At 60.5% G+C, this 26,200-nt stretch carries 28 protein-coding genes; 11 read left to right on the top strand and 17 right to left on the bottom strand.

What is annotated here, in order from left to right; genetic code table 11:
- Window positions 1–86: 86 nt before the first annotated feature.
- Window positions 87–401: a DUF1236 domain-containing protein gene (locus N1937_RS07080; RefSeq protein WP_222384738.1), complete on the top strand. Its 315-nt coding sequence runs from the start codon at window positions 87–89 to the stop codon at window positions 399–401.
- Between the two features lie 39 nt (window positions 402–440).
- On the opposite strand, the gene N1937_RS07075 is transcribed toward N1937_RS07080, so the two are convergent.
- Window positions 441–2,087, bottom strand: a complete 1,647-nt coding sequence (locus tag N1937_RS07075; RefSeq protein WP_260058071.1) for an ATP-binding protein — start codon at window positions 2,085–2,087, stop codon at window positions 441–443.
- A 380-nt stretch (window positions 2,088–2,467) separates the two neighbouring features.
- On the opposite strand from N1937_RS07075, the gene N1937_RS07070 reads away from it, so the two are divergent.
- Window positions 2,468–2,815, top strand: coding sequence for a response regulator (locus N1937_RS07070; protein WP_170256774.1), 348 nt, complete (start codon window positions 2,468–2,470; stop codon window positions 2,813–2,815).
- Window positions 2,816–2,823: 8 nt separating this feature from the next.
- On the opposite strand, the gene N1937_RS07065 is transcribed toward N1937_RS07070, so the two are convergent.
- From N1937_RS07065 to N1937_RS07040, 6 genes are all read right to left on the bottom strand, one after another.
- The gene (locus N1937_RS07065; RefSeq protein WP_017963795.1) at window positions 2,824–3,363 is read right to left on the bottom strand and encodes a MerR family transcriptional regulator; all 540 of its coding nucleotides are present in this window, start codon (window positions 3,361–3,363) and stop codon (window positions 2,824–2,826) included.
- A gap of 149 nt (window positions 3,364–3,512) precedes the next feature.
- A complete protein-coding gene (locus tag N1937_RS07060; protein WP_017963794.1) occupies window positions 3,513–3,851 on the bottom strand; it encodes an integration host factor subunit alpha in 339 nt (112 codons plus the stop codon).
- Between the two features lie 105 nt (window positions 3,852–3,956).
- Window positions 3,957–4,928: a beta-ketoacyl-ACP synthase III gene (locus tag N1937_RS07055; protein WP_026154102.1), complete on the bottom strand. Its 972-nt coding sequence runs from the start codon at window positions 4,926–4,928 to the stop codon at window positions 3,957–3,959.
- 20 nt (window positions 4,929–4,948) lie between these two features.
- Window positions 4,949–5,995, bottom strand: a complete 1,047-nt coding sequence (plsX, locus tag N1937_RS07050) for a phosphate acyltransferase PlsX (protein ID WP_026154101.1) — start codon at window positions 5,993–5,995, stop codon at window positions 4,949–4,951.
- A 98-nt stretch (window positions 5,996–6,093) separates the two neighbouring features.
- The gene (locus tag N1937_RS07045) at window positions 6,094–6,648 is read right to left on the bottom strand and encodes a YceD family protein (protein WP_260058069.1); all 555 of its coding nucleotides are present in this window, start codon (window positions 6,646–6,648) and stop codon (window positions 6,094–6,096) included.
- 11 nt (window positions 6,649–6,659) lie between these two features.
- Window positions 6,660–7,316, bottom strand: coding sequence for a ubiquinol-cytochrome C chaperone family protein (locus N1937_RS07040; protein ID WP_017963790.1), 657 nt, complete (start codon window positions 7,314–7,316; stop codon window positions 6,660–6,662).
- A 136-nt stretch (window positions 7,317–7,452) separates the two neighbouring features.
- Between N1937_RS07040 and N1937_RS07035 the strand changes: the two genes are divergently transcribed.
- Complete coding sequence (locus tag N1937_RS07035) at window positions 7,453–7,986, top strand: outer membrane protein assembly factor BamE (RefSeq protein WP_017963789.1); 534 nt, start codon at window positions 7,453–7,455, stop codon at window positions 7,984–7,986.
- 99 nt (window positions 7,987–8,085) lie between these two features.
- Here N1937_RS07035 and N1937_RS07030 read toward each other — a convergent pair whose 3' ends face one another.
- From N1937_RS07030 to ribH, 3 genes are all read right to left on the bottom strand, one after another.
- The gene (locus tag N1937_RS07030) at window positions 8,086–10,224 is read right to left on the bottom strand and encodes a sodium-translocating pyrophosphatase (protein WP_260058068.1); all 2,139 of its coding nucleotides are present in this window, start codon (window positions 10,222–10,224) and stop codon (window positions 8,086–8,088) included.
- A 198-nt stretch (window positions 10,225–10,422) separates the two neighbouring features.
- Complete coding sequence (gene nusB / locus N1937_RS07025) at window positions 10,423–10,905, bottom strand: transcription antitermination factor NusB (protein ID WP_017959878.1); 483 nt, start codon at window positions 10,903–10,905, stop codon at window positions 10,423–10,425.
- Between the two features lie 3 nt (window positions 10,906–10,908).
- Complete coding sequence (ribH, locus tag N1937_RS07020) at window positions 10,909–11,364, bottom strand: 6,7-dimethyl-8-ribityllumazine synthase (protein ID WP_017963787.1); 456 nt, start codon at window positions 11,362–11,364, stop codon at window positions 10,909–10,911.
- A gap of 345 nt (window positions 11,365–11,709) precedes the next feature.
- Between ribH and N1937_RS07015 the strand changes: the two genes are divergently transcribed.
- The 8 genes from N1937_RS07015 to rfbA all read left to right on the top strand — a co-directional run bounded on the left by N1937_RS07015 (window position 11,710) and on the right by rfbA (window position 19,048).
- Window positions 11,710–12,069 carry a hypothetical protein gene (locus tag N1937_RS07015; protein WP_162117198.1) on the top strand — a complete coding sequence of 120 codons (360 nt, stop codon included), beginning with the start codon at window positions 11,710–11,712 and terminating at the stop codon, window positions 12,067–12,069.
- Between the two features lie 214 nt (window positions 12,070–12,283).
- The gene (locus N1937_RS07010) at window positions 12,284–12,784 is read left to right on the top strand and encodes a cupin domain-containing protein (RefSeq protein WP_222281015.1); all 501 of its coding nucleotides are present in this window, start codon (window positions 12,284–12,286) and stop codon (window positions 12,782–12,784) included.
- A 24-nt stretch (window positions 12,785–12,808) separates the two neighbouring features.
- Window positions 12,809–13,324 carry a GNAT family N-acetyltransferase gene (locus N1937_RS07005; protein WP_222281016.1) on the top strand — a complete coding sequence of 172 codons (516 nt, stop codon included), beginning with the start codon at window positions 12,809–12,811 and terminating at the stop codon, window positions 13,322–13,324.
- A gap of 311 nt (window positions 13,325–13,635) precedes the next feature.
- Window positions 13,636–15,612: a glycosyltransferase family 1 protein gene (locus tag N1937_RS07000; RefSeq protein WP_441005659.1), complete on the top strand. Its 1,977-nt coding sequence runs from the start codon at window positions 13,636–13,638 to the stop codon at window positions 15,610–15,612.
- Between the two features lie 24 nt (window positions 15,613–15,636).
- Window positions 15,637–16,215, top strand: a complete 579-nt coding sequence (gene rfbC / locus N1937_RS06995) for a dTDP-4-dehydrorhamnose 3,5-epimerase (RefSeq protein WP_170261190.1) — start codon at window positions 15,637–15,639, stop codon at window positions 16,213–16,215.
- A gap of 6 nt (window positions 16,216–16,221) precedes the next feature.
- Window positions 16,222–17,277, top strand: a complete 1,056-nt coding sequence (gene rfbB / locus N1937_RS06990; protein WP_260058065.1) for a dTDP-glucose 4,6-dehydratase — start codon at window positions 16,222–16,224, stop codon at window positions 17,275–17,277.
- A gap of 3 nt (window positions 17,278–17,280) precedes the next feature.
- Window positions 17,281–18,168 (top strand): dTDP-4-dehydrorhamnose reductase, encoded by an 888-nt coding sequence (gene rfbD / locus N1937_RS06985; RefSeq protein WP_260058064.1) that lies wholly within the window; start codon window positions 17,281–17,283, stop codon window positions 18,166–18,168.
- Between the two features lie 10 nt (window positions 18,169–18,178).
- Window positions 18,179–19,048, top strand: a complete 870-nt coding sequence (gene rfbA / locus N1937_RS06980; RefSeq protein ID WP_026154098.1) for a glucose-1-phosphate thymidylyltransferase RfbA — start codon at window positions 18,179–18,181, stop codon at window positions 19,046–19,048.
- Window positions 19,049–19,128: 80 nt separating this feature from the next.
- Here rfbA and N1937_RS06975 read toward each other — a convergent pair whose 3' ends face one another.
- The 7 genes from N1937_RS06975 to N1937_RS31535 form a co-directional block, all read right to left on the bottom strand.
- Complete coding sequence (locus N1937_RS06975) at window positions 19,129–19,740, bottom strand: riboflavin synthase (protein WP_162117191.1); 612 nt, start codon at window positions 19,738–19,740, stop codon at window positions 19,129–19,131.
- Complete coding sequence (ribD, locus tag N1937_RS06970) at window positions 19,740–21,050, bottom strand: bifunctional diaminohydroxyphosphoribosylaminopyrimidine deaminase/5-amino-6-(5-phosphoribosylamino)uracil reductase RibD (RefSeq protein ID WP_260058061.1); 1,311 nt, start codon at window positions 21,048–21,050, stop codon at window positions 19,740–19,742. Before ribD ends, N1937_RS06975 begins: the two co-directional genes overlap by 1 nt.
- Before the next feature lie 3 nt (window positions 21,051–21,053).
- Window positions 21,054–21,530, bottom strand: coding sequence for a transcriptional regulator NrdR (gene nrdR, locus N1937_RS06965; protein ID WP_003547190.1), 477 nt, complete (start codon window positions 21,528–21,530; stop codon window positions 21,054–21,056).
- 9 nt (window positions 21,531–21,539) lie between these two features.
- A complete protein-coding gene (gene glyA / locus N1937_RS06960; RefSeq protein WP_162117189.1) occupies window positions 21,540–22,838 on the bottom strand; it encodes a serine hydroxymethyltransferase in 1,299 nt (432 codons plus the stop codon).
- Window positions 22,839–23,102: 264 nt separating this feature from the next.
- Entirely contained in the window at window positions 23,103–24,404 is a 1,302-nt protein-coding gene (locus N1937_RS06955) for a L,D-transpeptidase family protein (protein ID WP_162117188.1), read from the bottom strand.
- Window positions 24,405–24,942: 538 nt separating this feature from the next.
- On the bottom strand, window positions 24,943–25,818 hold the full coding sequence (locus N1937_RS06950; RefSeq protein ID WP_260058059.1) for a DUF4238 domain-containing protein: 876 nt from the start codon (window positions 25,816–25,818) through the stop codon (window positions 24,943–24,945).
- A gap of 8 nt (window positions 25,819–25,826) precedes the next feature.
- Complete coding sequence (locus N1937_RS31535) at window positions 25,827–26,063, bottom strand: Ref family recombination enhancement nuclease (RefSeq protein WP_441005669.1); 237 nt, start codon at window positions 26,061–26,063, stop codon at window positions 25,827–25,829.
- Between the last annotated feature and the right edge of the window lie 137 nt (window positions 26,064–26,200).

Genomic DNA, 26,200 nt, shown 5'->3' with positions numbered 1-26,200 from the left:
TTCCGCTGCTGCGAAGAGCTCGCGGGGAACCATGCCGCATGGCCGGCGTTGCCTTGATGTCTGGGGTAGAAAAAGGAGTAAATCCCATGCGCAAGACCATGCTGGCTGCGGCCGCCATACTGACCATCAGCTCCGCCGCCTTCGCGCAGAGCACTGTCATCGTCACCGATCCCGCCGCGACCGGCTCCGTCGTATTGCCCGGCGAGGTGCGCACCTACGTGATGGAGCAAAACACACCGTCCGTCGCCTATGACGGCGATATCGCGGTCGGCACGACGCTGCCCGATACCGTCGAAGTGCACACCGTGCCAAATAACGACGGCTACGGCTATGCCGTCGTCAATGAGCGGCGCGTGATTGTCGAGCCGAAGACGCACCGCATTATCCAGGTCCTGGAATAACGCGATCGGGAATTGTGGACGTGCGGCCGTATTCCGGCTTCACGTCCGATCGTCTCCCACCCTCGCCGGTACATTCAGAAGTTCGCGGATCTTGTGGGCGAGCTGCTCCAGACTGAAGGGCTTGGCGAGCAGGGAAACGCCGTGATCGAGCACACCATTGTGGACGATGGCATTACGGGTGTAACCCGTCGTGTAAAGGATCCGGATCGTCGGCCATTTCTCCTGGACGACATCGGCAAGCTGACGTCCGCTCATCTGCGGCATGACGATATCAGTGAAGATCAAGTCGACTGCCGGATTTTCTTCGAGCAACAGAAGCGCCTCGATGCCGCTTGCCGCCTGCAATACGGTGTAACCGAGTTCATGCAGGCTTTCGGCGGTCATGGTGCGGACGTGCTCATCGTCCTCCACCACCAGGATCGTATCATTGACACTGCCGTGAGGAATCGGCTGGGCGCCGGCCGCGCCCGACCGGGCGTCCGTTATGGCGACACGACGGGGAAGATAGATCTTCACCGTCGTGCCCCTGTCGATCTCCGAATAGATCTTGATGTGGCCGCCGCTCTGCTTGATGTAGCCATAGACTTGGCTGAGACCGAGACCGGTGCCTTTGCCGGGTCCCTTGGTCGTATAGAACGGGTCGAAGGCGCGCTCGATCACTTCCGGCGACATGCCGGTGCCGGTGTCCGTCATGCTGACCATCACATATTGGCCTGCCTCGACCTCCGAATGCATGCGCGAATATCGCTCGTCGAGTTCGGTATTGGCTGTCTCGATCGTCAGATTTCCGCCGCCCGGCATAGCATCGCGGGCGTTGACGGCAAGGTTCAAGATGGCATTTTCGAGCTGGCTCAAATCGGCAAAGCTCGGCCAGAGACCGCCGGCAAGCACGGTCTCGATCCGGATCTGCTCGCCGAGCGTGCGCCGCAAGAGCTCAGACATGCCGCCGACCAGCTTGTTGAGGTCGATCACCTCTGGGGCGAGCGGCTGCTGGCGCGAGAAAGCAAGAAGACGCGCGGTCAGTACCGCCGCCCTCTGCGCACCGTCTTTGGCATTCTGGATGGAGTATGGCAGGCGGGGATCCTCGCTGCCGCTCAGGCGCCGCTGCGCGAGATCGAGGTTGCCGATGATGATCGCCAGCATGTTGTTAAAATCATGGGCGACGCCGCCGGTCAGCTGGCCGATCGTCTCCATCTTCTGCAACTGGCGGACCTGCGCCTGAGCGGCAGCATTCTCTTCCATCTCATGCCTGAGCTCAGCAGTGCGCTGAACCACTGTCTCTTCGAGGCGCGTGTTGAAGCTGTTGAGTTCGCTGCGAAGGCGGCTCTGTCGCTCATGTGCGATAATGATCATCTCCATCAGGCCGACGATGATCGCGGCATTGATGAAATAAGTGGAAAGGCCGACCCATTGGCTGGCGCTGACCGGCCAGAAGACATTGTGCGGCTCGACGAAAAACTGCTGGACTATGAAACCGGCAACCAAGGCCGCGACAAGGCCCGGCCCCACGCCACCTATGAAACTGGCGAGCAATATCGCCGGAAGAAAGCTTAGGAAGGGAAAGCCGGAGAGAGTGTCGCTGGCGGCAAGCCTTAGAAGAAACGTCAGGCCAACGAAGGCAATGGCCAGCGGATATGTATAACCCGGCCTGTGACGCAGCCAATCCGTGGCACTCAGCAAATCCATTCGACACCCCTTCTTACGGCGCCGCCATGTCTTTTCAGACGCGCAAATGACGCTGTAACGCTTTGAATTGCTGCATAATTTTATTCCTCGAATCGATGCCGGTTTAAGGAATTATGCAGGAGCCGTTGCGGAAAACGGCATCCCAGCTTTTGCACATCGAATTTCAACCGGCAATATGCTGTTTCTCGTACTGGCGGGCACAACGTCTTGACGAGCCGTGCAGGCAGTCCACATAAATCTCCGTGCCTAAAGCGCGTCGCGATCTTTCAGATTCGCTCCTCGCGCTTTAGGTCTTTGTTTTTACGCATGTCGTTAGCGCAAAACCGCGGCACACTTTTGCGCGACATGCTTTAGCAAGGGGGCAATGGGTGGACGGGATCATGAAAGACATATTCATCGTCGAAGACGACACGCTGATTGCCATGCTGCTTGAGGACATGCTCGCCGATTTGGGTTACCGGGTCTGCGCAAGCGCGCCCGATCTGGAACGGGCGCTTGCAACCGCCAGGGATACGGAGTTCGACGCTGCCATCCTCGACGTCTCGCTTGCCGGGCAGAGCTCGCTGCCGGTCGCAAAGCTGCTCGACGAACGCGGAAAACCCTATCTCTATGCAACGGGATATGGCGCGCCGCCTGATGGCAGCGGCCCAAGCATGCTGCCCGTGCTGCAAAAACCCTTCCAGCTCAGCGAACTCGAACAGGCGATGAAGCGGCTTACTGAAACTTGAGTTCCTGTTCAACGCACCTGATCAAGCAGACGCTTGCATTCCAGAAGGTCGTAGAGCGCCTCCTGCAGCAGCGCTCGGTCTTCCTTGCCAACGCTCGATTTGCCGATCGAGACTTCCTGCTCGTCGTCTCCAGCGACGAAGTTGAAGAACCTGCGGGTGATCGGCGGTTTGGCGCGGCCGACAATCTGGTCTTCATCAGCCATGCCGACGCGCGGTTCCCCGGCACCCACCTCCTGCACGCCCGACGCAAGCGCCTCGACGCTGGCGAGATCGCCGTGGCCGACTGATATGACAAACTTGTTGCCGTTGGTCTTCAGAAGCTTCTGCACACCCTTGATCGTATAGCCGTGATCATAGAGCAGATGCCGGATGCCCTTGAGGAGATCCACATCCTCCGGCCGGTAGTAGCGACGGCCGCCGCCGCGCTTCATCGGCTTTATCTGGGGAAAACGCGTCTCCCAGAAGCGCAGCACATGCTGCGGCAGATCAAGATCGTCTGCGACTTCGCTGATGGTGCGAAAGGCATCGGGGCTCTTGTCCAACGTCATACTGCTACGCGACCTCGCGGCTCGATCCTACGGCGACTCATCATATTTCAACGGTTTGGCGCCGACAATTCAAGTCATGTCTCGACGTTGCGCACAAGGATGGTCAGTGCGAGAGAGAAAAAAGCCGTTTCGAAACGGGAAGCCGATTATCAAGGAGACGGATTCAGCGGCTTCAGCTTGATCTTGCGAGCGACATGCGCCTTGAGGATCCGCGTCTTCAGCACGTTCGACGCTTTGAAGGTCATGACCCGGCGGGGGGAAATCGGAACCTCCTCGCCAGTCTTAGGGTTGCGGCCGATTCGTTCATTCTTGTCGCGCACCTGGAAGGTGGCGAAGGAGGAAAGCTTGACGGTTTCACCACGCACGATCGCGTTGCAGATCTCGTCGATGACAGTTTCGACCAGTTCGGCAGATTCGGTCCGGGACAGCCCAACCTTTCGGAAAACGGATTCCGCCAGGTCTGCTCGCGTCACTGTTTTTCCGGTCATGGTTTCCCCGCCCATACAAAATATTTTGTGAAATCGCACGAAGAGTATTTGTCTTGCGCCTTACGGTCAAGCTCTTGTTCGCCGCCAGTTTTTTAGGATTCGTGCCTACCAGCGCAGCAGAACCGCACCCCAGGTAAAACCGCCGCCCATCGCTTCGAGCATCACCAGGTCGCCCTTCTTGATGCGGCCGTCGCCGGCAGCGGTGGCAAGTGCCAGCGGGATCGAGGCGGCCGACGTATTGCCGTGCAGGTCGACGGTGATGACGACCTTCGCCGCATCGATGTTCAGCTTTTTCGCCGAACCGTCGATGATGCGGCGATTGGCCTGATGCGGTACCAACCAGTCGAGATCATCGGCGGTGGTCCCGGTCGCATCGAAAGCCGCCTGAATGACATCGGTGATCATGCCCACGGCGTATTTGAAGACCTCGCGGCCTTCCATGCGCAGCTTTCCGACAGTGCCCGTCGTCGACGGTCCGCCATCGACATAGAGCTTTTCCTTGTGCGAGCCGTCGGAGCGCAGATGCGCGGTCAGCACACCGCGATCGGCAACTGTGCCCTCGCCTTCGGTCGCTTCGAGTATGATCGCGCCGGCGCCGTCGCCGAAAAGCACGCAGGTGGTGCGGTCGTTCCAGTCGAGAATGCGCGAAAAAGTTTCGGCGCCGATGACGAGAACGCGCTTGGCAAGCCCGCCACGGATATAGGCATCGGCGGTCGTCACCGCGTAGACGAAACCGGTGCAGACGGCCTGGACGTCGAAGGCGAAGCCGTGGCTCATGCCGAGGCGGTTCTGGATGTTGACCGACGTTGCCGGAAAGGTGTTATCCGGCGTCGAGGTGGCACAGATGACAAGATCGATATCGGCAGGCGTCAGGCCGCCATTGGCAAGGGCTGCGCGTGCGGCGGCCTCGCCCAGCGACGCCGTCGTTTCGTCATCGCCGGCGACATAACGCTGGCGGATGCCGGTGCGCTGGACAATCCATTCGTCTGATGTGTCGACGATGGCCTCCATGTCACGATTGGTCATCACGCGCTTCGGAAGTGCGGCTCCGAACCCGCGAACCACTGAACGGATCATCTTTGATTGAACCCTATCGCTCATGCCGCTTCCGGGCCCATCGGGGGCAGCCGCTTGGCATGGTATTTCTTAAGATCGTTTTCTATTTTCTGATTGAGGCCGTTCTTGGCCATGTCGTAGCCGACTTCGATGGCGGCTGCGATGCCTTCGGCATTCGCCCCGCCATGGCTCTTGATGACGATGCCGTTCAGGCCGAGAAACACGCCGCCATTGACCTTGCTCGGATCGAGCTTCTCGCGAAGCATATCAAAGGCGCTTTTGGCAAAGAGATAGCCGATGCGGGCCAGCAGCGTGCGCGACATGGCGGCACGCAGATATTCGCCGATCTGCTTGGCGGTGCCTTCGGCCGTCTTGAGGGCGATATTGCCGGAAAACCCTTCGGTGACGACGACGTCGACCGTGCCCTTGCCAAGGTCGTTGCCCTCGACGAAGCCGGAATATTCGAGCGAATCGATGTTCGCCTCGCGCAACAGCCGGCCGGCCTCCTTGACTTCCTCCTGGCCTTTCATCTCCTCGACGCCGACGTTCAGAAGGCCGACCGTCGGACGTTCGACCTCGAAAAGCGCGCGCGCCATGGCGCCGCCCATCAGGGCAAAATCCATCAGCTGCTGTGCATCGGCGCCGATCGTTGCACCGACATCGAGCACGATGCTCTCACCCTTCAGCGTCGGCCAGATCGCAGCAATCGCCGGACGCTCGATATTGGCCATGGTGCGCAGACAGAACTTCGCCATTGCCATCAGCGCCCCGGTATTGCCTGCCGAGACGGCGACATCGGCGTCACCCGTCTTCACCGCCTCGATCGAACGCCACATGGTGGAGATATAACGGCCACGGCGCAGCGCCTGGCTCGGCTTCTCATCCATGGCGACGGCAAGCTCGCAGTCGTGAAAGAGCGACTTTTCCTTGAGCTTCGGAAACTTGGCGAGAACCGGATCGCACTGTTCCTTGAGACCATAGAGAACGAAGGACATATCAGGATGCCGATCCAGCGCCTTGGCGGCCCCGGGGATGACAACCTGGGGACCAAAGTCGCCACCCATGAGGTCGAGAGATATTCTGATCACGCGTCCCTGATCCTTCTTTTCGCCGAGGGCGAAATTTCGGCCAAAATACCGGTTTTGGCGTCGCTTACAACTGAATTGTGTCAAATGCCAGCGGGGCTTCAGTCCTTTTTCCAGTCCTTGAGGGCTGCGAAAGCGGAGGGCTTTTTGTCGTCCTCGCCGCTGTCCTCGACATGGCCGGCGAATTCGATGCCCTGCTTGCGCGGATAGGGATCGATTGCGAGAGCGGCGAATTCGGCAACCACCTCGCCGGCGTCGATCGTATCGCCGACGAAGGTCTCGGGCAGATCGGGACCATCCGGATCAAGCAGCATCTCGCCGGCGTCGTTACCCGCCTGGCGGGCAAGCTTGGAGCCCTCCGGCACGAAGATCTGCTCGAAGCTCTCGTCGATGGCTGATTCGACCGGTTCCAGCGTCACGACGCAGGACTGGACGATCTTCGCCTGCACGCGGCCCTTGATGCGCACGCCGTCGCGCTTCCAGCGGGCAATCTGCAGATCGGCGCGCAAATCATCCACGGAGACGACGTTCCAGGTCTCGGCAAGCGCCTTCAGTTCGCTGGTGTCGGCCTCCACATGAACCTCGACGGGGTTGGCCGAGATGTGGCCGACCTTGACGTAATAGGAGAAGGGAACACCGTCCCGATCGTTCTTCATCGTTTCCTCCTTCAGGTGACCGGTGGGTGGGCGACCGGCGGGAGCGTCGCCGAACCGGTAGCGATCACCTCTTCGGGGACGGCAGACAGATGCGATTCTGCGGCCATCATCCATCCGGCGAGGCCGGACATATCTGCAGGCGCCGAGGTTTCGGGGTAGATATTGCGCTGAAGAGCGAGAGCGAGCGCTTCGGCATCGCCTGTGTCCATCGCCTTCGAATAGGCTTCAAGCCGGCCGTAAAACATACCGGCGAGCTTCTTCATGCGCTTGGGCACGCTGTTGTCGCCGATGCCGAGTTCGCGGATCGAATAGTCGATATCCTGGAAGAAAGCATCGACGATCTCCTGGGCGATCTCCTGGCCGCTGGTGGTCGAAGCACGTGTGCGGCGAAAAAACAGAATCATGGCTATCGACAGCATCTCGAAACGGCCCATGACCGTATCCGGCACATTGAGCCGCTCGTAGAGTTCCGGCATGCGCGCAGCCGCCGCTAACGCCGCATATTGCCGATCGACGATCGCCTGGTTGTTGTTTTTCTTGCGGAAGAGCCCGAAGATCATTGTTTTTTCCGGAAATGCCTCATTCTTCATGCCGGCTGGCGCCTGGCCTTGTTGCATGATTTCGAAAGCTGGTTTACCGAAGCAGGCGCGAATTGCAATGCCGATCATGGCCAGTTTCGGGACGACGCCTTCGATGCGTCAGCGAAGCGAATTCGGGGCATTCGACCCGGAATGGCCACAATGGTTTTGCAGGAGGAAAGCGTGCAAGGCCCCAAATGGCTGCTATCGACACTCAAGGGAGTAGATGTCGTTGAATAAACGGTATTTCAAGTCTGACGTGAAATTCTTCAGCAGTGCGGCCATTGCCTTCATAATCGCCTCCACATCAGCTCTTTCCGGTTGCCAGACCAGCACCGTGCTCAATGGCGGCTACGTCGCCGACCAGCAGTCGCTGAACCTCGTTCCGGAAGGCTCCAGCCGCGAGCAGGTGCTGCTTTCGCTCGGCACCCCGTCGACGACGGCAACATTCGATGGCGAAGTCTTCTATTACATCTCGCAGCGGCGCACGCGTGCCGTCGCCTTCCAGAAACTGAAGGTCGTCGATCAGAGCGTTCTGGCCATCTATTTCGACAAGGACGGCGTCGTCAGCCGCCGCGCCAACTATACACTGCAGGACGGCAAGGTGTTCGACACGATCGGGCGGGTCACACCGACCGGCGGCAAGGAACTCACCTTCCTGCAGCAGATGCTTTCCGGCGGCAGCGCCGCGAGTGCTGCCCGCAGCCTGTTCGGCGGTGGTGCCGGCGGCACGCCGCAGAACCCAAGCAGCCTGCGCTGATATCCGATACGCCTTATACGAAAACCCCGCCGGATCGCTCCGGCGGGGTTTTTTGATAGTCGCTGTTCCAGTTTGCCGCGCCGAGCCGGGCGGCATGCCTCATCCGGCGAGAACGGCGAGCAGCAGCAGCGCGACGATGTTGGTGATCTTGATCGCCGGGTTGACGGCCGGGCCGGCAGTATCCTTGTAGGGATCGCCGACTGTATCGCCCGTGACGGAAGCCTTGTGCGCATCCGAACCCTTCATGTGGCGCAAGCCGTCCTTGTCGACGAAACCGTCCTCGAAGCTCTTCTTGGCGTTGTCCCAGGCACCGCCGCCCGAGGTCATCGAGATGGCGACGAAGAGGCCGTTGATGATGACGCCGAGCAGCGATGCGCCGAGGGCGGCAAAGGCGGAGGCCTTGGAGCCGGAGATGAGCAGCACGCCGAAATAGACGACGATAGGCGCCAGCACCGGCAACAGCGACGGCACGATCATCTCGCGGATGGCGGCCTTGGTCAGAAGGTCGACCGCCCTGCCGTAATCCGGCTTTTCCGTGCCCTGCATGATGCCGGGTTTTTCCTTGAACTGACGACGTACTTCCTCGACGATCGCGCCGGCCGCCCGGCCGACGGCGGTCATGGCGATGCCGCCGAAGAGGTAGGGAATGAGACCTCCGAAAATCAATCCAGCCACCACGTAAGGGTTGGAAAGATCGAAGGAAATTTCGCCGATGCCGGCAAAATAAGGGAACTTGTCGCCATTCGCCGCAAAATATTTGAGGTCGTAGGAGTAGGCTGCAAAGAGAACCAGTGCGCCGAGACCGGCGGAACCGATGGCATATCCCTTGGTGACGGCCTTGGTCGTGTTGCCGACGGCATCGAGCGCATCGGTGGATTTGCGCACCTCCGGCGGCAGGTGCGCCATTTCAGCGATACCGCCGGCATTGTCCGTCACGGGTCCGAACGCGTCGAGCGCGACGATCATTCCGGCGATGCCGAGCATCGCCGTGACCGCAATGCCGGTGCCGAACAGGCCGCCGAACTGGTAGGTGGCGAGAATGCCACCAACGATGACAATCGCCGGCAGTGCCGTCGATTCCAGCGAGACGGCGAGACCCTGGATGACATTGGTGCCATGACCGGTGACCGATGCCTGGGCGATCGAGACGACCGGGCGCTTGCCTGTGCCGGTATAATATTCAGTGATCACCACGATCAGCGCGGTGACGACGAGGCCGATGATGCCGCAGAAGAAGAGGTGCGCGCCTGATATATCGGCGCCTCCGACAGAGCCGATCGATCCCCAGCCGATGGTGAGCGAGGTAGCAGCGCCAAGGCCGACGATCGACAGCAGTCCGGTGACGATGAGGCCTTTGTAGAGAGCGCCCATGATCGAGCCGTTCGCGCCAAGCTTGACGAAGAAGGTGCCGATGATCGAGGTGATGATGCAGGCACCGCAGATCGCCAGCGGATAGACCATCGCAGACTGGAGGATCGGCGCGCCGGCAAAAAAGATCGAGGCGAGAACCATGGTGGCGACGACCGAAACCGCATAGGTCTCGAAAAGGTCGGCGGCCATGCCGGCACAGTCGCCGACGTTGTCGCCGACGTTATCGGCGATGGTTGCGGGGTTGCGCGGATCGTCTTCGGGAATGCCGGCTTCCACCTTGCCGACGAGATCGCCGCCGACATCGGCGCCCTTGGTGAAGATGCCGCCGCCGAGACGGGCGAAGATCGAAATCAGCGAAGCGCCGAAGCCGAGCGCCACCAGCGCATCGATGACTTCGCGCGAGCCGCTCTCATGGCCGAGCCCGACGGTCAATACCGTATAGTAGATGGAGACGCCGAGCAGCGCCAAGCCGGCCACCAGCATGCCGGTGATCGCACCCGACTTGAAGGCGATGTCAAGGCCGGCGGAAAGGCTGACGGAAGCCGCCTGGGCGGTGCGCACATTGGCGCGGACGGAGACGTGCATGCCGATGAAACCGGCAGCACCGGAAAGCAGGGCACCGATCAGGAAGCCGATCGCGGCCTCGGCGGAAAGAAGCAGCCAGGCTAAGATGAAAACGACAACGCCGACAATGGCAATGGTTCTGTACTGGCGCGTCAGATAGGCTTGAGCGCCTTCGCGGATATAGCCCGCGATCTCCTGCATGCGGCTATTGCCCTGATCGGCAGCAAGCACCGACCGGGTTGCCCAGGCGGCATAAACCACCGAGAGCAGACCGCATGCGATTACGCATAAAAGAATCGTCATTTCGCTCTTTCCTCCCAAAGGCCGGAGCTCACTCCTTCTCCGGCAGATACGCCGCCGAATCGCCTTCCTCTCCACAGAAATGCCACAGCTAAGCGGTGCGGAGATTGCGTGGTCGATCACGTGGCGTCAAGACCGCAACGGGCGAAAACTATTGCGGTGCGAAGAAAGACGCAGGCGGATTGTTTGGCGACTAAAGACTTATTTCTTCGCCTCGCCGCGGACCTGCTTTGCGATGCGGTCGAGCACGGCGTTGACGAGCTTCGGCTCATCGTCATCGAAGAAGGCCTGGGCAATCTCGACATATTCGGTGACGATGACCGCCACCGGAACGTCCTTGCGGTCGGTGATCTCGAAGACGCCGGCACGCAGGATGGCGCGCACGGTGCTGTCGAGGCGTGACAAGGCCCAATCATCCTGCAGGGCTGCGGCAATCAGCGGATCGAGACGAACCTGATCGCGCACGACACCGGAGACGATGGAACGGAACCAGGCGGCATCGGCCTTCAGATAGGTCGCGCCATCGATTTCCTGACCAAGCCGATGCGCCTCGTATTCAGCCACGATCTCCAGAACGCCGGTACCGCCGACATCCATCTGATACAGGGCCTGAACGGCAGCAAGACGGGCAGCGCCCCGCTGGTTCGCAGTCTTGACCGGCCGTTCCGTCTTGTCGTCGTTCATTCGTTATGCACCCAGTTTCTGCTTCAGCTCGATCATGGTCAAAGCTGCACGAGCGGCAAATCCGCCCTTGTCCTTTTCCGAGCGGCGCACGCGCACCCAAGCCTGTTCGTCGTTTTCGACGGTCAGGATACCATTGCCGATGGCAAGGGACTCGCTGATCGCGAGATCCATCAAGGCGCGCGAGGATTCGTTCGAGACGATATCGAAGTGATAGGTCTCGCCGCGAATGACCATGCCGAGGGCGACGTAGCCGTCATAATGCGTTCCGCCATTGTCCTCTCCATCGAGCGACATGGCAATCGCCGCCGGAATTTCCAGTGCGCCGGGAACGGTGACGACCTCGAATGTAGCGCCGGCCTCTGTCAATGCGAAGGTCGCGCCTTCGAGCAGGGCGTCGGCCATGTCGTCGTAGAAGCGGGCCTCAACGATCAAAATATGGGGAGCGGTCTCTCTCGGCATGGTTCACCTTCGGTTGGCGGGACATTTACCCACGCGGCAGCCCGCGGTCAAAACATGCCTTCGTCCGAATGGCAAGCAATTTCGCCCGATGCCGCAACAGGAAAGAGGAAATATCTGCAAGGGGATAGCAGCACCACAGATGCACAGCTGGGCAAGCCTCTGAAATCAGCTTTCTCCGACGCCTCGAAAGCGACAATTCGAAGGCGGCTTTCATGAACAATTCTTAATGGGTTTTCAGTGGCTTAACCCATTGAATCGCGGAACGGAGAGAGCCAATTCCATGTCGTGACGCAGACGATCCCTGCAACGACAGCCGACCGTCTAAGCAGATGAAAGGATACCATCATGAACCGCGTTGTCACCATTACTATCGCTGCAGCCCTCTCCTCTCTCGCATTTGCCGGCGTCAGCCGGGCCGAAAGCCTTGGGATGAACACGGCCCAGGGCATCGAGCGGACACTCAGGACCTTCCAGGGCAATGACTTCAATGTCGAGCAGGTCCATAACTGGCGCAATCTCGATGACGAGACGACCGGTCCGCGCTCGGCACCGGAACGTTCCAGCCAGGCCGTCCACGGCATCCAGGCCTCGATCGACGCCAACAGGTCGCTTGCCCACAGGCTTAACAACGAAGGCGTCGACGTCCGCAACATCGTCAACGCCGAGCAGGCAGCCGACGGAAGCTTGACCTTCTACGTCCGCTGACGCGCCAGCGCATACCACCCGAGGCCGGAATCGATCATCGGGGGTATGCGTGGGTTGAGTGATCGAGCGTCCCTCGCGTTTCCATTCGACGCACGGCTCTCAAAGCATGGGCGCGGTCTCCTCTCCGCCCATGCTGGGGATATCGGAGATGGGCCCAGATAATCATTGAATTTTCCTGGGATGACGGCTTCTCTTGCTGAAACGGGAGGACGTCATGACGGAATCGAAGGCGGTGATCAATACCGCCGATCTCAAGCTCGACCACTGGAAACAGGGCGAGCTCTATGAAAGCACCGACACCTCTTTCAGCACGCTTATCGGCCTTGTCGGCCTCGGCGTCAGCTACAACGAGGTGCCGCCGGGCAAATCGGGCTGCCCCTTCCACAACCACCACGTCGAAGACGAGCTCTTCTATGTGATCGCGGGTACCGGCGAATACCGCTTCGGCGACGCGCGCCATGCGATCAAGGCGGGCGACGTACTCGGCGCGCCGGCCGGCGGGCCTGAAACGGCGCACCAGATCATCAATACCGGCATGGCCACACTCGTCTATCTCGGCATTTCGACGATGGCGAAGACCGAGATCGTCGAATATCCCGATTCCGGAAAATTCCTTGCCAAGACGAATAGGGACGGTGCAGAAAACAAGCGCTTTCGTCATATCGGACGGCCGGAAGGCGATCTCGACTATTGGGACGGCGAGCCCGGCGCCTGAGGACGTGTTTTTTTAAGGACCGATGTGACCGACATTCCAATCCTCGAAACGGAGCGGCTGACGCTTCGCCCTCACCGCCTCGACGATTTCGACGCACATGCGGCACTGTGGGCGGACGAGGATGTCGTGCGCTTCATCACCGGCGTGCCGTCGACGCGCGAGCAGAGCTGGAGCCGCATGCTGCGCGTCGCCGGCATGTGGCATCACATGGGCTTCGGCTTTCTCGCGATCGTCGAAAAGGAGAGCGGCCGGTTCATCGGTGAAGCGGGCTTCCAGGAATCCCGGCGCGAGCTGGAACCGTCGATCGAGGGGACGATGGAGGTCGGCTGGGCGCTGATGCCCTCGGCGCATGGCCGCGGTTATGCCATTGAGGCGCTGAAAGTCCTGATCGGCTGGGCGGAAACGCATTTTCCCGAAAAACAAATGAGTTGCATCATCAGTCCCGAGAACCAGGCGTCGCTACGGGTCGCAACCAAGCTCGGATTCCGCGAGACGGCGCGCACGCAGTACAACGGCGAGATCATCCAGTTTTCGCGGTAGGGAATGAGAATTGGCTACCGTGTCGAATGATGGGGTCTACAAAAGCGGCGTATAATCCGAGGCGGCCCAATTCCAAACGTGCCATCGCAGTTCTTTGCGATACTGGCAGCAGAAGCGGCTGAGCCAATAAAGCTGGCTAGAGAAAACTGAGCACGGAAGTCGAGCGCCCACACCCGCTCCATGCTGACCAGCGAAAAGTTCTGCGAACAGTGTGGCGCAAGCTTCATCTCAAATAGTAGGCATCAAACAGGCTCGAATTGCCGTTCTGCGGATTTCCCATGCAGACGGCCGCTCTTCGCAAAGGACATACCTTGACGATCAATCAGCCCATTTCTTCTTTGCCGGCCGGTCTTCCTGACCTGGCGCTTCTCACGGAGAAGGCTGCGGGCACGGGATCCGTCATTGTCTATCAGCCTTATCTCGATCTTTCGCAGCGCAGCCAGCTCGATGCGGCTGCCATGCCGCTCGACATCTCGTTCAATACGCAGGCTACGACCCGCGAATATGAACTCTTCCTCACCCTGCATCAGCATCACGAGGCGATCGGCCTCGGTGACGACGTGTTTTGGGGGCTGCTCTCCAGCAAATTCGAGATGAAGTCGGTGACGAGCTTTCCATCTTTTGTCACGGAGGCGGAAAAGGCCAGGGCAGAAGGTGCTGACGCCTATCTTTACAACCCGCTGATCGGCCACGCGGCGATCTACAGCAACGTCTGGGAGCATTCACTGCTTGGCGGTCACCCCGGCATGGAGCCGATCTTTCTGCATATTCAGGAGCTCGGCTATCCGATCGCACCGCCGCAGGACAAGACTGCCTTCATGTTCTGCAACTATTTCTGCGGCAACCGCAAATTCTGGTCGGGGTATTTCGCCTTTTGCGAACGCATTCTGGAATCGCTGGAAAACCAAGCCCGCGCCGGCACGGCGGCGGGCGCCGCCTATGCCGGTTCAGCTCACTATTCCCGCGATGCCAGCGCGCAGATGCGCCCCTTCGTGATCGAGCGTCTGCTCGGACTTTATGTCCAGCAGGCTATCGCATCCGGACTGAAGATCGCCGCCTTCGTACCAACCGTTGCCGATTTCGAATGGAAGTTCGGTGTCCGCCTCGGCCGAATGCTACATGGCCTCTTCGCCGCCAAGGAAGCTTTTCTGCGGAGCCGTGAGGAGGCTCTCCTGACCTCGTGGCAGCAAGGCCGCCAGCCCCTCATCAAGCAGCCGCACCTGATCTGGGGAGCTGATGATCCGCCAGGCTGGATGCCGCGCGGCCAATTTATTGGCGGCCGCGAATTGATGCGCGCCTATGCCCAGCAGGCCTCAGGCGCTTCCCCGATACCGCAGCAGCCGGTGCGGACGGAAAGGCCCGCGATACCAGCCGCGCCGAAGATCGAGCAGCCGCTCCGCAACCTTTTGCAGCCCTTTGCCGGCGGATGGCAGGCACACAGGGACCGTCATTGCATCTGGATCGTGACGCCCGACAACTACAATCACAGCCACGCCTTCGACGAAGTCGCGCTTGGCCTACAGGGCGCCTTCGAGGAACTCGGCGGCTCGGCACCGATCACCCGGGACATGAACGCATTCGCCGGTCGTGCGCCGATCATCTATGGCGGCAATCTTCTCCCGGCCGAAATCGTCAGCCATCTGCCGAAGGACAGTGTCGTCATCAATCTCGAGCAGGTGTCCGAAGAAAGCATCTGGATCAATTCGCGCTACACCTCGATCCTGAAGTCGTTTCCGGTTCTCGACTACAGCCCGCGCAACCGGGAAAATCTCGCCGCCAAGGGCATTGATCACGCCGGCGTGCTCGAAATCGGCTATAGCCGCTGCCTCAGCCAGATACAGCACGCCGCCGTCAAAGATATCGACGTGCTCTTCTACGGCTCGATGAACGAACGCCGCCACCATATCCTGAAGACGCTGAAGGACGGCGGGCTCGAGGTCGCGCATCTCTTCAACATCTATGGCGCGGAACGCGATGCGGCGATTGCGCGCGCCAAGATCGTGATCAACATCCATCATTATGCGAGCGGCGTCTTCGAGATCGTGCGCATTTCCTATCTGCTCGCCAATCGCGTTTGCGTGCTGACGGAAGGCAACATCCGCGATCCGGACCTTCAGCCCTTCATCGGCGGCTTGGCAATTGAGCCCTATGGCGACATGATCGAGCGCTGCTACAAGCTGGTCGCAGATGCCGACGAGCGCCATGCCATTGCCGCGAAGGGCTTTGCGGCTATGCAGAGCCGCTCGCAGGCGGACATGCTGATGAGCGTCATGAGGGCGGACGCTTGATGAAGGCCGCAGAAAAGGTAAATCATGCGTATTGAGACCACGGTCATCGAGGGCATCATTGCGATCACGCCGCCACGCTTCGGCGATCACCGCGGCTACTTCTCCGAGGTATTCAAGGATGCTTGGTTCCGGGAAAATGTGGCTGACGTCACGTTCATCCAGGACAATGAATCGCTTTCGGCGCAGGCGGGTACCGTTCGGGGGCTGCATTTCCAGATACCGCCCCTCGCACAGGGCAAGCTGGTGCGCTGCCTTGCCGGCCGGATCATGGATGTCGTCGTCGATATTCGCGAGGGATCGCCGAGCTTCGGCAAATGGCTCTCTCAGGAGCTCTCGCCGGAAACCGGCAAACAGCTCTGGATACCGGCCGGTTTCGCACACGGGTTTGCAACGATCGAGCCGAACAGCGTCATCAGCTACAAGGTAACCGCACCCTACAGCCCGCAGCATGATCGGGGCATCGCGTGGAACGATCCGATGATCGGCATTCGCTGGCCCTTCAATGAGCGAGATATGGTATCGTCCGACAAGGACAAGACGCTGCCGCGGCTCGCCGAACTGCCAAGTCCTTTTTCCTATTCAGCACAGCAAGCCGAGGATTGATCGCCGATGCGCATACTCGTCACCGGCGGAGCCGGCTTCATCGGATCGGCATTGGTGCGCCATCTCGTCAGCGGGATCGGCGCCGAGGTGCTGAATGTCGACGCGCTGACCTATGCCGGCAATCTGGCATCGCTGAAATCCGTCGAATCGGCGCCGAACTATCAATTCCTGCACGCCGACATCTGCGACCGCGCCAGGATGCAGGAAGCATTCGCGTCCTTCCGCCCTGATACCGTCATGCATCTCGCGGCCGAGAGCCATGTCGACCGCTCGATCTCGGGCGCGGACGATTTCATTCAGACCAACATCGTCGGCACATTCAGTCTGCTGGATGCCGCACGGCACTATTGGGATGGGCTTGAGGCTGGCCGCAAGAGTGCCTTCCGCTTTCTGCAGGTGTCGACCGATGAGGTCTACGGCTCGCTCGGCGACGAGGGCCTCTTCGAGGAAACGACGCCTTACGATCCGTCCTCGCCCTATTCCGCCTCCAAGGCCGCGAGCGACCATCTGGCGATCGCTTGGCACCGAACCTACGGCATGCCCGTCGTCGTCTCCAATTGCTCCAACAACTACGGCCCGTTCCACTTCCCCGAAAAGCTCATTCCGCTGATGATCCTGAACGCACTGGAGGGCAAGCCTCTTCCGGTTTACGGCAATGGCGCGAATGTCCGCGACTGGCTCTATGTCGAAGACCACGCCCGCGCGCTGTTCACGATCGCATCCAGAGGGCGCCCCGGCGAAAAATACAATGTGGGCGGTCGCAATGAGCGCAGGAACATCGATGTCGTTCATCGCATCTGCGCTATTCTCGACGACGTCTACAGTGACAAGGGACCGCATAAACGTCTGATCAACAACGTCACCGATCGCCCCGGACACGACGCACGCTATGCGATCGATGCCTCCAAACTCGAAAGCGAACTCGGCTGGAAGGCGCAAGAGACCTTCGAAACTGGCATCGAGAAGACCGTGCACTGGTACTTGGAAAACGAATGGTGGTGGAGGCCGCTACGCGAAAACGTCTACGCCGGCGAACGCCTCGGCGTTTTCAAGGGACGATAAGCGATGCGCATTGCCGTCACCGGCAAACAGGGCCAGGTCGTTCAGTCGCTGCTCAGACGTGGCGCCGAAATGGGCGTCGAAATCAGCGCGGTCGGGCGCCCGGAAATGGACCTCGCGGATCCTGCAAGCATCGCAGCCGCCTTCTCGGCTCTGCGGCCGGATGTGATCGTCTCCGCCGCCGCCTATACGGCGGTCGACAAGGCCGAGAGCGAACCCGAGCTTGCTTTTTCCGTCAACGCAGCAGGCGCCGGGGCGGTTGCCGAGGCTGCCGCGCGGATCGGGGCCCCGGTCATCCACATTTCGACCGACTACGTCTTCAGCGGCGACAAGACCTCTGCGTATTCCGAAGAGGATACGACGGCGCCGATCTCCGTCTATGGGCGTTCGAAGCTCGCAGGCGAGAAGGCCGTCGCGGCGGCGAACCCGAACCACGTCATCTTGCGCACCGCCTGGGTCTACTCGCCCTTTGGCACCAATTTCCTGAAAACAATGCTGCGGCTTTCCGAGACGCGCGATCATCTTCGCGTTGTCGCCGATCAGACAGGATGCCCGACCTCGGCACTCGACATCGCCGATGCGATTGTTGCGATCGCAACCCGAGTTGTAGCGGACCCTGAGCCATCGCTCCGCGGCACTTTTCACCTGACCGGCAGCGGCGAAGCAAGCTGGGCTGATTTCGCCGAAGAGATATTCACGGAGCTTTCCCAATCCGGAGGCAGAAACGTCGGCGTCGAGCGCATCCCGACCGCGGACTATCCGACACCGGCCAAGCGTCCCGCCAATTCACGTCTCAACGGTGACAAGCTCGCCAGAACATATGGAATCCGGCTGCCGGGGTGGAAGCAGTCTATGAAGATTGTCATGCAAGACCTCTTGAATAAAGGTCTTTAGGGAGATGGGTATGAAGGGAATTATTCTCGCCGGCGGAACGGGCACGCGTCTGCATCCGATCACGCAGGCCGTCTCGAAACAGTTGATGCCGGTCTACGACAAGCCGATGATCTACTATCCGCTGACGACGCTGATGCTCGCCGGCATCAGGGAGTTGCTGATCATCACTACGCCTCACGACATCGAAGCCTTCAAGCGCCTTCTCGGCGACGGCTCGCAATGGGGAATTTCGCTGACCTATGCCGTACAGCCGAGCCCGGACGGCCTCGCCCAGGCCTTCATCATCGGCGCCGACTTCTTGCACGGCGACAGCTCGGCACTCGTTCTCGGCGACAACATCTTCTACGGGCACGGACTGCCGGAAATCATGAAATCCGGCACGAGTCGGCGGGAAGGCGCGACGGTATTCGCCTATCACGTCACCGATCCGGAACGCTATGGCGTTGTCGGCTTTGACGAAAAAATGAATGCGCTGTCGATCGAGGAGAAACCGAAGGAGCCAAAATCGAACTGGGCGGTGACCGGCCTCTATTTCTACGACCAGCAGGTGGTCGATATCGCCGCCAACCTGAAGCCATCACCGCGCGGCGAATTGGAAATCACCGACGTCAACCGCACCTATCTCGAGCGCGGCCAGCTTTTTGTAGAGCTGATGGGCCGGGGCTATGCCTGGCTCGATACCGGCACGCCGGACAGCCTGCTCGATGCCGCAGGTTTCGTCAGCACGCTGGAGAAACGCCAGGGCTTCAAGATCGCCTGCCCTGAAGAAGTCGCCTGGCGCATGGGCTACATCTCGCAGGACGACCTCGCCAAGCTCGCCGAGAAGCTCGGTAAGAGCGCCTACGGCCAGTATCTGACGAAGCTGTCCCCGGATTGGTGAGCTATCCGGCCGGCGCAGTACAACGGCGAGATCATTCGATTTACGTGTTAGAGCGCCGCGTCCAATTCCGGTTGGCGGCGTTATCCAGCAGGGAATTCCGCCAGCCGGGCGGCGTAGCGCGCCATGGTGTCGACTTCGAAATTGACGAAATCACCGGCCTTGCGCTCGCCCCAGGTGGTGACTTCGAGCGTGTGGCGGATGAGCAGCACGTCGAAATCCGTGCCGTCGACCGCATTGACCGTCAACGAAGTACCGTCGAGTGCAATCGAACCCTTGGGGGCGACGAATTTCGCCAGATGTTCGGGCGCGCGCAGGCGGTAGCGGGTGGCGTCGCCCTCTGCTGTCACCGAGAGGATTTCCGCCTTGCCGTCGACATGGCCGGAAACGATGTGGCCACCGAGTTCATCACCGATCTTCAGCGACCGTTCGAGATTGATGCGGCTGCCTTCCTGCCAGGTGGCGATCGTCGTCAGCCGCAGCGCCTCTTCCCAGGCCTCAACCTCGAACCAGCGGCCATTGCTGCCTTGCTGCGGCAGGCCGGTGACGGTGAGGCAGATGCCGGCATGGGAGATCGAGGCACCCATGTCGATGGTTGAGGGATCATAGGCGGTCGCGACCCGCAGGCGGATGCCTTCCTTCAGGGGAGAAACGGATTCAACCGTGCCGACATCGGTGACTATTCCAGTGAACATCAAAGCCCTCTTTCGTATTCGTCCAGGCGATCGCCGCCGAACATCAGCGTACCCGTATGGGCAAAACCCGATGGTATGTCGGATCTCGTCAGCGGCGATTCAATACCGCGCTCGCCGATGACGACAGGCGCCTGATAAAGCTGGATGCGGTCAACGAGGCCAGCCTCGAGGAAAAGCCGCGCCGTCTTAGCGCCGCCCTCGACCAGAAGCGAAGAAATACCGCGCGTCGCAAGCGCGGGCAGCAGGACTTCCGGATGATAGGGATTGCAATGGACGACCTCGACGCCGGCGGCTTCTAGCGCGGCACGGCGGGAGTCCATCTCGGTGGCGTCTGTGGGTGCGTTACCCCCCTCTGCCCTGCCGGGCATCTCCCCCACAGGTGGGGAGATTAGCTCGGGGCTTCCTCCCCGTCCTATATCTCCCGTCGCTGGTGATGACGAGCCAGCTTGAGAATTCGGATCGCGCCTCTTGCCGATCTCCCCCCCTGTGGGGGAGATGCCCGGCAGGGCAGAGGGGGGTAATCCCTCCGCATCCGATGACAACGGCCACACTTCCTCACTCGCCACCACGATAACAGGCACTTCCCGCGCCGTCTCGACAAGCTTGCTGGTCAGCGGCAATGCGAGAAACGGATCAAGCACGATGCGGATCGGCGATTGCGGTTGAAGACCTGGCGTCCGTACCGTCAGCAGCGGATCATCCGCAATCGCGGTACCGATGCCGACCAGGATGGCATCGGTTTCGGCGCGCAGCGCCTGCACCTGGGCGCGGGCCTCCGGGCCTGTTATCGCCACCTGCCCCTCCCCCTCGCGGCCGATCATGCCATCGGCGGAAACGGCAAGTTTGACGGTCACATAGGGCCGGTTCTTCGTCTGGCGGGTAAGATAGGCGGCGAGCGACTGCCGGCCCTCCGCCTCCAGCACGCCGGCATCCACCTCTATGCCGGCTTCACGCAGCATGGCGATACCGCGGCCTGAAACCCGCGGATCGGGATCGGTGACGCTGATGACGACGCGGGCAACGCCATAGTCGATCAGCGCCTCGGAACACGGCGGCGTCTTACCATGATGCGAGCAGGGTTCGAGCGTCACATAGGCGGTGGCGCCGCGGGCGAGCGCGCCGGCTTCAGCGAGTGCCTGCGTCTCGGCATGCGGGCGGCCACTGAGCGCCGTCACCGCACGGCCGACGATGACGCCATCCCTGACGATCAGGCAGCCGACGGAGGGGTTGGTGGCGGTGCGGCCGAGATGCCAACGCGACAGGCGGATCGCCGCCGCCATGAAACGTTCGTCATGCGGCGTGATGCTCATGGCTCACCTGTCCAGCGGGTCGCGGGCAATCTTGGCGTTGATCTCGGAAATGACCTTCTCGAAATCCTCGGCAAGCGAGAAATCCCGGTAGACCGAGGCGTAGCGCACGAAGCCGACATCATCGAGGCTCTTCATGGCTTCCAGCACCTGCAGGCCGATCTGCTCGGAGGAGATCTCGGTCTCGCCGGAGCTTTCAAGCCGGCGGACGATGCCTGAGACGGCGCGCTCTATGCGGTCCCGCTCGACGGGGCGCTTGCGCAACGCCACTTCGAAGGAGCGCACCAGCTTGTCGCGGTCGAAGGGCACTTTGCGGCCGGTCTTCTTGATGACCATCAGCTCGCGCAACTGCACGCGCTCGAACGTCGTGAAGCGGCCGCCGCAATCCGGACAGATGCGCCGCCGGCGGATGGACGTGTTGTCCTCCGCCGGGCGCGAATCCTTGACCTGAGTATCTTCCGAACCGCAATAGGGGCAGCGCATCCCTACTCCTTATCCCAAGTAATCATACATGGGGAAGCGGTCGGTGAGGTTGACCACCTTGCCGCGCACCGCGGCTTCGACGGCAGCGTTGCCTTCATCGGAATTGGCGACCTTCAGGCCGTCGAGGACCTCGACGATCAGATTGCCGATCTCGCGGAATTCGGCTTCCTTGAAGCCGCGGGTCGTGCCGGCCGGTGCGCCGAGGCGCACGCCCGAGGTGACGAAGGGCTTTTCCGGATCGAAGGGAATGCCGTTCTTGTTGCAGGTGACGTAGGCGCGGCCAAGCGCTGCCTCGGCGCGCTTGCCGGTGGCGTTCTTCTTGCGAAGGTCGACCAGCATCAGGTGGTTGTCGGTGCCGCCGGAGACGACGTCGAGGCCACCCGATATCAGCGTTTCGGCCAGCGCCTTGGCGTTCTTGACGACCTGGGCGGCATAATCCTTGAATTCCGGCTGCAGCGCCTCGCCGAAGGCCACAGCCTTGGCGGCGATGATGTGCATCAGCGGGCCGCCCTGCAGACCCGGGAAAACGGCCGAATTGAACTTCTTCGCCAGATCCTCGTCATTGGTGAGGATGACGCCGCCGCGCGGGCCGCGCAGCGACTTGTGGGTCGTCGTGGTGGCGACATGGCAATGCGGGAATGGCGACGGATGAACGCCACCGGCGACAAGGCCGGCGATGTGGGCCATGTCGACCATGAGATAGGCGCCAACCGAGTCGGCGATCTCGCGGAAGCGCTTCCAGTCCCAGATACGGGAATAGGCAGTGCCGCCGGCGATGATGAGCTTCGGCTTGGTTTCCTCGGCCTTGCGGGCAACTTCATCCATGTCGAGCAGGTTGTCGCCTTCGCGCACGCCATAGGAGACGACGTTGAACCACTTGCCGGACATGTTGACCGGCGAACCATGCGTGAGGTGGCCGCCCGAATTCAGGTCGAGACCCATGAAGGTGTCGCCGGGCTGTAGCAGCGCCAGGAACACGGCCTGGTTCATCTGCGAACCGGAATTCGGCTGGACGTTGGCGAAATTGACGCCGAACAGCTTCTTGGCGCGCTCGATTGCCAGTTCCTCGGCGATATCGACGAATTGGCAGCCGCCGTAATAACGCTTGCCGGGATAACCCTCGGCATATTTGTTGGTCATGATGGAGCCCTGGGCTTCCAGCACGGCGCGGGAGACGATGTTCTCAGAAGCGATCAGTTCGATCTCGTGCCGTTGGCGACCGAGTTCCTTTCCGATCGCGCCGAAAATGTCCGGATCGACGTCCGCAAGCGAGCGATTGAAGAAGGATTCGGTGGAAGCATTGGTCATGGGCGGGCTCCTCAACTGGAATGCGCTGAGGTATTAGCCTTCCGCTGTGGCGAGAGCAATACGGAGAACGACATTTGCTGAGCAAAGCGCGCGCTCGCGCTCTTTTGCGGCCGCGCCGCGCCGATCCTTGGCGACCGCATCAAGGAGCGTCTCCTCGGACATAAAAAAACACGCCCGAAATGAACTGACCCCCGAGGTTGGATGTCCAACTTTCGGAGGTCAGTTCAAAAGCGCGGTTCTCAAATCACGATGCAGAGTCGCCGCTTACTGGACCGGCTGTTCCATACCGGCCGTGGTGTCGAGCGCCAGCTCGGCATTGCCGTCCATCTGATAGATGTCGTCGCGGAACTGGACAATGCCGTCGGGCATGCCCCAGGCGGAGATGTAGACGAAATAGACCGGAACTTCCGTGGCGAGCTTGACCGGTGTGTTGACGCCGGTTGCGATCACCTGCTCCATCTGCTGGCGGTTCCAGCCGGGGGTCTCGCGCAACAGCCAGTTCGACAAGTCGCGGACGTTCTGGACGCGGACGCAGCCCGACGATTCGAAGCGCATCAGCTTGTTGAACAGGCCCTGCTGCGGCGTGTCGTGCATATACTCGCCGTTCTTGTTGTAGAAATTGATCTTTGTCGACGCCATGGCGTTGATCTTGCCGGGGTCCTGACGGAACATCAGGTTCGGTGCTTCGCCGTTCCAATCGACGGTCTCGGGGGCGACTTCATTGCCCTTGCCGTCGATCAGGCGGATGGCGTTCTTTTCGAGATAGGTCGGATCCTTGCGCATCAGCGGCATGATGTCTTTCTCGACGATCGAGCGCGGCGCCGTCCAATAAGGATTGAGGATGACCTCGTAAATCTTCGAATTGACGAGATGCGTCGGGCGGCTGAGACGGCCGACAACCGCGGTGTGGCGCGTCGCGACACTGCCGTCTTCGACAGCCTCCACATAGGCGGCCGGGATGTTGACCATCAGGTGACGGCGGCCCATGTCTTCGGGGAAGGTCTGCAGGCGAATCAGATTGGTGTTCAGCTGCTGCAGGCGGACATCGGCAGGAATGTTCATCGCCTTCAGCGTGAATTCGCCGAGAACGCCATCGGACGGCAGACCGTGGCGGGCCTGGAAGCGCTTGACCGCACCATCGACATAGGAATCGAAGGCATTGGACAGGCCGGCCTCGCGCGGCAGATCACCGGTGATCGCCAGGCGCTGGCGCAGCGCCTGGACGGCGGGAGAGTTGACGCCGAGCTGCAGACGCTGGTCACCGGGATTGACCTCAGGCCAGCCACCGGCTGCGGCAATCTGCTGATACTGCATGATCGCCTGCTGCGCGCTTGCGACCGATTGGGGTCCGAGAATCGGCGTGTTGGAAACCATGGCGGTCGCCGTGCGCGACGCCGCCTTGGCGTCGAACTGGTCGTCCCAGTTGCCGCGGCGCGGCGCATTGATCAGCGTATCGAGCGCCGATTGCGCGAATGCCGGCGCGGCAAGCGCGCCGGCGCCAATCGTTGCCGCGGACGCCAGGAAAGCGCGGCGCGAGAGAGCTTCAATTCCGTTTTTCTTCGACATAGTCCCAACCACTGAATGCCGCTATTAAAGAGAATCTGCGGCTCTTTGCGATATCACTGCGCTTCAACGCAGATCCCAGTCCATTCGTTGTCCCGGCGCACCGAAAAATTCCACTTGCCTCATCACAAGATTGCGATGCGGCAGCCTGAACATTCCTGATCGGTCTATTGAAAGCGCCGGTTGTTAAGCCTTCCGCTGCCACACCAATATGGCCAATTCGTGTTGCCGGGTGGGTAGAAGGGCTGCCGGCTACCGGAAACACGACGCAACGAACCATATGACGGGGTAAAGCGTGCCGGTTAATAACGGCTAAAAAACGGCTTGAATACCGGGCTTTGCGTTTGCCTGCAATGCGTTGCAAAGATGCCACGCAGATTAAACGGCAAATCGGACGTGCAGGGACACGTCCGATTTTCTGCAACCCTGAAAGGAGGTCAGGGGTCTTAGAGACGGTACAGAATCTGGTCTTGAATGATGTTCTTCGCGGCCTAGCCCCGCAGCAATCTTCCTCCACACATATCCAGTGACGCCGGACGAGTTATTTTGGCTTCATGCTCGGAAGCAAAGAGGGTGGTTCCAACTTTCCAAATCCACGTCTCACCTCCGCCAGGTTCCGGTCATCGAGAGAATAGACGAACCGTCGCGCCTGCCCGATCACCAGTCGATTCACTTCCCGCGCAATCTTGCTCGCTGGTAGCGCACAGAACTCGTCCGCGAACTGGATTGCCGTCGTAGCCAAGAACAGGCGCGTCGGGCTAAGAGGAAGTGCATAATGCCCGTTGTAGTGAACCATCCCGTTCGTCACCACCACCGGCCGGTCAGATGTCAGCAGCCGACGCGAGGCCCGGCTGGTATCAATGACACGCCAATGCATTGTACGGAGCAGCCTCAGAACACTATGGTTTTCGATGAGCTTCGTCAGTGTGACAACCGCCTGACGCTCCCCATAGGTCGGGTCCATCTGTACCATCCACTCTTCAAACAGCTCGGGATCACCCTCTTTCCGCATCGCCGCATAGCGCGTCTGAAACTCAGGCGCCGGCATCAACAGATGTCTTGCGTAATCGACTTTGAAGCGCTTCAGCTCTTCGGGATTGCGGACAACCAGCGAGAGGACAAACCGCGCCCACGCAAAGCGCTTCCGTTGGTCTTTCGGCAGCACTGAAGTCAGCATGCCATCCCTGACGCGCACGGCCTCATCATCTACCAGCGCCATAAACATCCGCTCGACTTCGTGCTCTCGCTCGGGAGTCGCCCCCGGCAGCTTGTACAGATCGACTTCATAGCCGGTCGCCTTACGGGCAAGGCGGGTCGTGGTCAGGAGGCCGTCGCCCCGCCGACAATAGACTTGTAGCTTTCGGTCTTTGCCTTCCCACTGCTTCAGATAGAACTGCGGGATGTAATGGTGCTTCAATCAGCCTCTCAAAGAAGTTCCCGCGTTCGCTCTAACAGCTCCGCTTCCGTTCCATACCTCGCCTCAAACGTCTTCGTCCCCTTATGGATAGCATGCCCGTATGGCGGGGGCGACTGGGCAGAATGATGGTTGAAACACAGCGGAATGGCTTGAGAGTGGTCGGCACGCTGCCCCAGTCCCTGCCCGTCTCGTGGATGATGGATTTCGGCTGGTGAGCAGCAGCGTTCGCCGGAATCCGGAAACACTACGATGCAGCCGAGGGCTGCGACGCGGGAAAAATGTTGGCGATCGCAGGTATTCACCCGACGGACTTGAGCTTCACTTCCTTCTGGATGACGAACTTCGCCCCCATGGCCCGATCAATCAGCTTATCGGCCACTTC

The organism is Rhizobium sp. WSM4643, assembly GCF_025152745.1.
In the GTDB taxonomy this organism is placed as follows: Bacteria; Pseudomonadota; Alphaproteobacteria; order Rhizobiales; family Rhizobiaceae; genus Rhizobium; species Rhizobium leguminosarum_I.
This window is presented reverse-complemented; position numbering and strand designations above follow the sequence as displayed.

Excerpts from the sequence above, each read along its gene's own strand:
- N1937_RS07080 (WP_222384738.1), top strand. The coding sequence starts at position 87 with ATGCGCAAGACCATGCTGGCTGCGGCCGCCATACTGACCATCAGCTCC.
- N1937_RS07075 (WP_260058071.1), bottom strand. The coding sequence starts at position 2,087 with ATGGATTTGCTGAGTGCCACGGATTGGCTGCGTCACAGGCCGGGTTAT.
- N1937_RS07070 (WP_170256774.1), top strand. The coding sequence starts at position 2,468 with ATGAAAGACATATTCATCGTCGAAGACGACACGCTGATTGCCATGCTG.
- N1937_RS07065 (WP_017963795.1), bottom strand. The coding sequence starts at position 3,363 with ATGACGTTGGACAAGAGCCCCGATGCCTTTCGCACCATCAGCGAAGTC.
- N1937_RS07060 (WP_017963794.1), bottom strand. The coding sequence starts at position 3,851 with ATGACCGGAAAAACAGTGACGCGAGCAGACCTGGCGGAATCCGTTTTC.
- N1937_RS07055 (WP_026154102.1), bottom strand. The coding sequence starts at position 4,928 with ATGATCCGTTCAGTGGTTCGCGGGTTCGGAGCCGCACTTCCGAAGCGC.
- N1937_RS07045 (WP_260058069.1), bottom strand. The coding sequence starts at position 6,648 with ATGAAGAACGATCGGGACGGTGTTCCCTTCTCCTATTACGTCAAGGTC.
- N1937_RS07040 (WP_017963790.1), bottom strand. The coding sequence starts at position 7,316 with ATGATCGGCATTGCAATTCGCGCCTGCTTCGGTAAACCAGCTTTCGAA.
- N1937_RS07035 (WP_017963789.1), top strand. The coding sequence starts at position 7,453 with ATGTCGTTGAATAAACGGTATTTCAAGTCTGACGTGAAATTCTTCAGC.
- N1937_RS07030 (WP_260058068.1), bottom strand. The coding sequence starts at position 10,224 with ATGACGATTCTTTTATGCGTAATCGCATGCGGTCTGCTCTCGGTGGTT.
- nusB (WP_017959878.1), bottom strand. The coding sequence starts at position 10,905 with ATGAACGACGACAAGACGGAACGGCCGGTCAAGACTGCGAACCAGCGG.
- ribH (WP_017963787.1), bottom strand. The coding sequence starts at position 11,364 with ATGCCGAGAGAGACCGCTCCCCATATTTTGATCGTTGAGGCCCGCTTC.
- N1937_RS07015 (WP_162117198.1), top strand. The coding sequence starts at position 11,710 with ATGAACCGCGTTGTCACCATTACTATCGCTGCAGCCCTCTCCTCTCTC.
- N1937_RS07010 (WP_222281015.1), top strand. The coding sequence starts at position 12,284 with ATGACGGAATCGAAGGCGGTGATCAATACCGCCGATCTCAAGCTCGAC.
- rfbC (WP_170261190.1), top strand. The coding sequence starts at position 15,637 with ATGCGTATTGAGACCACGGTCATCGAGGGCATCATTGCGATCACGCCG.
- rfbB (WP_260058065.1), top strand. The coding sequence starts at position 16,222 with ATGCGCATACTCGTCACCGGCGGAGCCGGCTTCATCGGATCGGCATTG.
- rfbD (WP_260058064.1), top strand. The coding sequence starts at position 17,281 with ATGCGCATTGCCGTCACCGGCAAACAGGGCCAGGTCGTTCAGTCGCTG.
- rfbA (WP_026154098.1), top strand. The coding sequence starts at position 18,179 with ATGAAGGGAATTATTCTCGCCGGCGGAACGGGCACGCGTCTGCATCCG.
- N1937_RS06975 (WP_162117191.1), bottom strand. The coding sequence starts at position 19,740 with ATGTTCACTGGAATAGTCACCGATGTCGGCACGGTTGAATCCGTTTCT.
- ribD (WP_260058061.1), bottom strand. The coding sequence starts at position 21,050 with ATGAGCATCACGCCGCATGACGAACGTTTCATGGCGGCGGCGATCCGC.
- nrdR (WP_003547190.1), bottom strand. The coding sequence starts at position 21,530 with ATGCGCTGCCCCTATTGCGGTTCGGAAGATACTCAGGTCAAGGATTCG.
- glyA (WP_162117189.1), bottom strand. The coding sequence starts at position 22,838 with ATGACCAATGCTTCCACCGAATCCTTCTTCAATCGCTCGCTTGCGGAC.
- N1937_RS06955 (WP_162117188.1), bottom strand. The coding sequence starts at position 24,404 with ATGTCGAAGAAAAACGGAATTGAAGCTCTCTCGCGCCGCGCTTTCCTG.